The organism is Neisseria sp. P0022.S010 (assembly GCF_051956635.1).
This window is the reverse complement of sequence record NZ_JBQCXF010000193.1, coordinates 1-5,258: the sequence shown is the minus strand read 5'-3', so window position 1 is coordinate 5,258 and position 5,258 is coordinate 1. Positions and strand designations below refer to the sequence as shown.

4 protein-coding genes are annotated in these 5,258 nt (G+C 51.8%); 2 read left to right on the top strand and 2 right to left on the bottom strand.

Annotated elements, in window-relative coordinates:
- Window positions 1-230: 230 nt before the first annotated feature.
- Window positions 231-554, top strand: coding sequence for a LapA family protein (locus ACTHUT_RS13470; RefSeq protein ID WP_250599817.1), 324 nt, complete (start codon window positions 231-233; stop codon window positions 552-554).
- Between the two features lie 25 nt (window positions 555-579).
- On the top strand, window positions 580-1,749 hold the full coding sequence (lapB, locus tag ACTHUT_RS13465; protein WP_003745547.1) for a lipopolysaccharide assembly protein LapB: 1,170 nt from the start codon (window positions 580-582) through the stop codon (window positions 1,747-1,749).
- A 114-nt stretch (window positions 1,750-1,863) separates the two neighbouring features.
- Here the strand turns inward: lapB and ACTHUT_RS13460 are convergent, their stop codons facing one another.
- On the bottom strand, window positions 1,864-2,370 hold the full coding sequence (locus ACTHUT_RS13460; protein WP_440418886.1) for a thioredoxin family protein: 507 nt from the start codon (window positions 2,368-2,370) through the stop codon (window positions 1,864-1,866).
- Between the two features lie 9 nt (window positions 2,371-2,379).
- Window positions 2,380-5,258: exodeoxyribonuclease V subunit gamma (recC, locus tag ACTHUT_RS13455; RefSeq protein ID WP_440418885.1), on the bottom strand; the 2,879-nt coding region annotated here is incomplete at its 5' end.

Below are 5,258 nucleotides of genomic sequence, written 5' to 3'. Positions count from 1 at the left end.
GAACTGGTCTGCTCATGATGATTGCCTTTCTTATTCTGATGTGCAAAATAAATTAATTAAAGACTGAACAATACGCCTTTCAATATAGGTTTGACAAGTACCCGTCAGCATAAAGACACTGTCCCCCTGCCGTCTGAAACATGCCGTCCTATCCGAAATCCGGCAAATCGTTTAAACTGATACCATTTTTCAGACGGCCTGCCCCAACCGCAGCCAACCCGGAGTAACCCATGAAACTCATCTCTACCATCATCAAAATCCTGATTCTTCTTGTTTTCCTCCTGCTGGCCATCACCAATACCCACACCGTATCCTTCTTCTACCTGCCCGGCCAAAACATCAATCTGCCGCTGATTGTCGTGCTTTTCAGTGCATTTATTATCGGTATCGTGTTCGGTATGTTTGCCCTCTTCGGCCGTCTGCTGTCCCTGCGCAGCGAAAACAACCGTCTGCGCGCCGAAGTGAAAAAACATGCCCACCTTTCCGAAAAAGACCTGACTCCGGTCAAAACCGAAACACCGGCAACGACTTCCGAAGCCACTCCCAAAGCGTAACGCCACCAATCAATAAAGGAATACCATGGACAACGAATTGTGGGTCATCTTACTGCCCATCGTCCTCCTCCCCGTTTTCTTCGCTATGGGCTGGTTTGCCGCGCGCGTCGATATGAAAACCGTCCTGAAACAGGCAAAAAGCATACCGGCAGGGTTTTACAAAAGCCTTGACGCCCTCGTTGACCGCAACAGCGGCCGCGCCGCGCGCGAATTGGCGGAAGTGATTGACCAGCAGCCGCAGTCATACGACTTAAACCTGACTTTGGGTAAGCTCTACCGCCAACGCGGCGAAAACGACAAAGCCATCAATATGCACCGCGCCCTGCTCGATTCGCCCGACACAGTCAACGAAAAACGCGCGCGCGTGCTTTTTGAATTGGCGCAAAACTACCAAAGCGCAGGCTTGGTTGACCGAGCCGAACAAATCTTCCTCGGTTTGCAGGAAGGCGATATGGCACGCGAAGCCCGCCAACACCTTTTGAGCATCTACCAACAAGACCGCGACTGGGAAAAAGCCATCGAAATGGCGCAGCTCTTGAGCCATGACGAACAAACCTACCAGTTTGAAATCGCCCAGTTTTATTGCGAAATCGCCCAAGCCGCGCTGTTCAAATCCAACTTCGACACCGCACGCTACAACATCGGCAAAGCACTCGAAGCCAACAAAAAATGTACGCGCGCCAACATCATTCTCGGCGACATTGAATACCGTCAGGGCAACTTCCCTGCCGCAGTGGAAGCGTATTCCGCCATCGAGCAGCAAAACCACGCCTATCTGAGCATGGTCGGCGAGAAACTCTATGAAGCCTATGCCGCGCAAGGCAAGCAGGAAGAAGGCCTCAACCGCCTTATCGGCTATATGCAAACCTTCCCCGATCTTGACCTGATCAACGTCATCTACGAGAAGGCCCTGTTGCTCAAAGGCGAAACCGAAGCGGCGCAAATCGCTGTCGAACTCGTCCGCCAAAAACCCGACCTCAACGGCGTGTACCGCCTGCTTGGCTTGAAACTCAGCAGTATGAATCCGGAGTGGAAAGCCGATACCGATATGATTCGTTCCATTATCGGCCGCCAGCTGCAAAAAAGCGTTATGTACCGCTGCCGCAACTGCCACTTCAAATCCCAAGTCTTCTTCTGGCACTGCCCTGCCTGCAACAAATGGCAAACCTTTACGCCGAATAAAATCGAGATTTAATAAAGCGTTAAGCATCAAAAAAGGCCGTCTGAAATCTTTTCAGACGGCCTTTTTATTACAAAGCAAAATATCAAAGCGGTTCAAAACACAGCCTTACACACCAACAATATCTGCTCAACACCGATACTCTGCCCATGCCAACGCCGCTACAATCTGAGCCTCAATATCGGCATTAAACTCGCCGGCACGGTACGCATCGCGCAATTCCGTGCGCCGGGTTTCATCTGCCGCAATTTGGTTCAACACCACTTGTGGAAACTCGTTAAACACAGGCCCAGCCTCTTCATGCCCCATCAAAAACAGCGCAGGGATTTTTTGATTGGCGCGGACGATTTCCTGTTGGCGCGGATTCTCAAAACGGCTGCTGTCGTCAAAATCGTTGCGGGCAATATAGTTGACGCGGATATTGGGGTTCAACTCCGCCATTTTTTGAATAAACGGCACAAACACGCGGCAATCAGGGCAATATGGTGCAGCGGCAAGCAGCCAGTTTTGCGGACGGCTGATCTTTTTAACCGCCGCTACCGTTTGCGCCGACAGCTCGGTCGCCTGATAGAGTTGCTGCTGTTTCAATTTGTCTTCTTCAGTATCAAAATCCAAATATTCTGCATAAGTGGCCATGCTTTACTCCTATTCTGTTGTATCGGTTTTCCCTACCACGCCGGTCAAAAGCGGAACAAGCAGATTGACGACGAGGTTTTCAAATAGCGGCTCATCAAGAGGCGATTCTTCCAAATGGCCAAACACCAGCTTCACTTCGGTATATTCCTTCTGCCCTTTGCTCATTTTATTGCCGTTAAAAACATCATGGGCTTTTCTCAAGGCAGCATCCCAATCCTCTTTCTTGTTGTACTCCTCCGCTGCGGCAAGGCTGGTTTTGGCAAAAAACGGCAAGGGGGTATTTTGTCCGATTCGGAAATATACCAGCCATTCTTTTAAAAGCTCCCTCGCCGCCTCTTGCCCGATGGCGGCATAGGTTTCGGTCCGCCCCAAGCTGACAATATGGGTTTGTCGGTTTGCAACGGATTGAGGGGCGACGGCGCAAAAAATCAAATGCTCCAATAAACGGGCAATGCGGTTGTGCGCATTGTCTTTTTGATTTAGGAACACAATGCGGCCGCATTCGTAAAGATTGCCAATGGTGCCTTGTAAAACCAAGCCGTCAAAGTGTTCTTCATAAGGTTCAGACGGCCTTTTGTTACTGCGTATCAGCTCGGCATCTACGTTTTTCGCAGATATCTGATACTGCTTCTGCCATAAACCGCCCAACTCGCCCACCGGCATTAGGCTTTCGGCATTCAGCCGAATGGCCGTATCTTCAAAATCTTCCCCTTTGCGCCGCGCATCCAAATAGGCATCGGCAATCCGACCCTCATGTTGCGGCTCAAACGGTTCGGCAGACTCCCATGCGCCGTCCAGATACGGCTGATCCCAGCTTAAATTTTTCTTCAGCCAAACTTTGACAGGGTTGCGCCAAAAACTGATGAGCTCACCCTGATGAATGGTTTTGGACGGTTCTTCCTGACTTAAAGCCTCAAGGAAAAACGGCTGCGCTTCCGCTGGCGGTTGGTTCAACGCATCGGCGTAATCTTGACGCGTACTGAAGAGGCTGTCTGAAAGCGCGTCCTGTTGGAAATAACGGCGTGAAAACGCCTGCAAAGGATGATGTTTCACCCATTTCTCCGACAACTCGCGCCCGCTTTTCCCCGTCATGGCGGCAATGGTATCCAGCAGCTCGCTGATTAACGAAGACGGCGCGAACTCGGCATCATTGCGTATATCGCGGCCGATATAAGACAAATACAGCATTTCGCGCGCGCTGATTAAGGCTTCGAGGAAGAGATAACGGTCGTCGTCGCGGCGGGCGCGGTCGCCTTTTTTCGGATGTTTGGCAATCAGGTCAAACACCGCCGCTTTGGTATTGCGCGGAAAATCGCCGTCATTCAAACCCAACAGGCAAACCATTTTAAACGGCAGGCTGCGCATCGGCACCATACTGCAAAAAGTGATGCCGCCGCTCAAAAATCCGGCTTGGCTTTCGCTGTCCAAAAAGCGGCGGGTATGGCGGATAACGGTTTTACACGGCAACAATCCGTCAAATCCGGCCAACTGTGCCTCTTCCTGCCATTTCGCCAAAGACTGCTCAAACTGCTGCTTGGCGTATTGGTCGTCCGTATCCGGAGCAAACAGTTTCTCCAGCAAATCACGGCAACGCTGCACCCAGCTTTCCACATTGGCAGGCTCTTGCCATTGCGCCGCCATATCGGCCAAAGTACGGACAAATTCGGCAAAACCGCTGAACACGTTCAGCTGGTTGACGTTGCTATGCCACGCGCTCACGCCCTGCCACATGCCGTTGCCGCCTTCAGGCAGCATCCAGCCCAAGGCCAAACGTTCTACCGCCTGCTGCCAAGTAAAGAGGTTGTCTTTGCCCTCGCGCATGGTTTGGTCCAAACCCCAATGCACATTCAATCCGGCAACAGTCTCATGCAGCAGCGGCACATCTTCCTCGCTCAAACCGAAGCGTTGCAGCACCAACCGGCTTTCCAGCAAAGGCAAAACCTTGTCCACTTCAAACCGGCTTTCCAGCAAGTCCAAAGTTTGCGCCAAAGCATACAGCAACGGCTGGCGGCGGCTGAGTTTCACATCCGAAATCGAATACGGCAAAGCCTGGCTGCCTGCGTGCGCCTGTCCAAAAACGGCTTCGATAAACGGGCTGTACGGCTCGATGTTCGGCGTCAACACGGCAATATCGTGCGGCTGCCAGTCGGGATTTTTTTGTAACACCAGTGACAGCTCTTCTTTCAAAATCTGCAATTCGCGCAAAGGGCTGTGCGCCGCGACGATTTTGACGGAGCCGTCATTCAGCAGCTCATCCGGCTCGACACACACTGGATTGCCGTCCGCATCGTGGACTTGAACCAAAGCCTGTTGCCCGCCTGCTTCGCTGTCTTTCTGTTGATACAAGCGTTCAGACGGCATGATTAAGTTTTGAATATCGTTTTGCAGGCAATGCAATAAGGTATCGTCTTTTCCCTCTTCATAAACCTGAATATCCTGCTCGGTTTCCACTTCCGACAGAAAATCAAAGAAATCGCGCCCCTGCTTGCCCAAAGAAGCCAACAGCGGATGTCCTGCCTGCGACAAATCCGCCTCATCGCCCCTTTTCAAAATCTGCGCCTCATCGATGACCTCGCCCCAATATTGGCTGCTCGGATTAAGCGCGAACACAAACACATCGCAATGCTTGGAAATTTGGTGCAGTAGTTGCAGATACATCGGCGCCATTGTCGAAATACCGAATACGAACAGCCTTTGCGGCAAAACCGATTTATCCAACTGCGCCAACAGCTTTTCCCACAAGGCCACGCGGTGCGGCGCAGATTGGCTGCCATCGTCCAAATAACGCCACAGCCGCGCCTGCCAATCCTCATCATCGCCCAAACCCAGCAGCTTCCCAGCCTGCCACGCATCAATCCAATCCGGCCGGTACACCAAATATTGGTCGA

Coding starts and splice junctions, on each gene's coding strand:
- ACTHUT_RS13470 (WP_250599817.1), top strand. CDS start 231: ATGAAACTCATCTCTACCATCATCAAAATCCTGATTCTTCTTGTTTTC.
- ACTHUT_RS13460 (WP_440418886.1), bottom strand. CDS start 2,370: ATGGCCACTTATGCAGAATATTTGGATTTTGATACTGAAGAAGACAAA.
- lapB (WP_003745547.1), top strand. CDS start 580: ATGGACAACGAATTGTGGGTCATCTTACTGCCCATCGTCCTCCTCCCC.